Below are 1,203 nucleotides of genomic sequence, written 5' to 3'. Positions count from 1 at the left end.
AGGAAGATCATCATGGCTAAAGCCAAGTTTGAACGTAATAAACCACACGTAAACGTGGGTACAATCGGTCACGTTGACCATGGTAAAACAACTTTAACTGCTGCGATTGCAACAATTTGTGCAAAAACTTACGGCGGTGAAGCGAAAGATTACTCACAAATCGACTCAGCACCTGAAGAAAAAGCACGTGGTATTACAATTAATACATCACACGTAGAATACGATTCTCCAACTCGTCACTACGCACACGTTGACTGCCCAGGCCACGCCGACTACGTTAAAAACATGATCACTGGTGCTGCTCAGATGGACGGCGCGATCCTTGTATGTGCTGCAACTGACGGTCCAATGCCACAAACTCGTGAGCACATCCTTCTTTCTCGTCAGGTAGGTGTACCTTACATCATCGTATTCTTAAACAAATGCGACCTTGTTGATGACGAAGAATTACTTGAATTAGTAGAAATGGAAGTACGTGAACTTCTTTCTACTTATGACTTCCCAGGTGATGACACTCCAGTAATCCGTGGTTCAGCTCTTGCAGCGCTTAACGGTGAAGCTGGTCCTTACGGTGAAGAATCAGTTCTTGCTCTTGTAGCAGCTCTTGACTCTTACATCCCAGAGCCAGAGCGTGCAATCGACAAAGCATTCTTGATGCCAATCGAAGACGTATTCTCAATTTCTGGTCGTGGTACAGTAGTAACAGGCCGTGTTGAAGCTGGTATCATCAAAGTTGGTGAAGAAGTAGAGATCGTTGGTATTAAAGATACAGTTAAAACAACTGTAACTGGCGTAGAAATGTTCCGTAAACTTCTTGACGAAGGCCGTGCAGGTGAGAACTGTGGTATCTTACTTCGTGGTACTAAGCGTGAAGAAGTACAACGTGGTCAAGTACTTGCTAAACCAGGTACAATCAAGCCGCACACTAAATTCGACGCAGAAGTATACGTACTTTCTAAAGAAGAAGGTGGTCGTCACACTCCATTCTTAAATGGTTACCGTCCACAGTTCTACTTCCGTACAACTGACGTAACTGGTGCGATCCAGTTGAAAGAAGGCGTTGAAATGGTAATGCCAGGTGACAACGTTGAAATGTCAGTAGAATTAATCCACCCAATCGCAATGGACCCAGGTCTACGTTTTGCGATCCGTGAAGGTGGTCGTACTGTAGGTGCTGGTGTTGTTGCTAAAGTAACTGCATAA

At 44.6% G+C, this 1,203-nt stretch carries 1 protein-coding gene; it reads left to right on the top strand.

Annotated elements, in window-relative coordinates:
* Positions 1-12 precede the first annotated feature (12 nt).
* The gene (tuf, locus tag RFX69_RS05365) at positions 13-1,203 is read left to right on the top strand and encodes an elongation factor Tu (protein WP_001029610.1); all 1,191 of its coding nucleotides are present in this window, start codon (positions 13-15) and stop codon (positions 1,201-1,203) included.

The sequence above is a fragment of the Acinetobacter sp. 148 genome (assembly GCF_031196675.1).
Classification (GTDB): domain Bacteria; phylum Pseudomonadota; class Gammaproteobacteria; order Pseudomonadales; family Moraxellaceae; genus Acinetobacter; species Acinetobacter baumannii.
This window is presented reverse-complemented; position numbering and strand designations above follow the sequence as displayed.

What these genes read in the sequence shown, in the direction of transcription:
- tuf (WP_001029610.1), top strand. Translation starts at nt 13, where the DNA reads ATGGCTAAAGCCAAGTTTGAACGTAATAAACCACACGTAAACGTGGGT.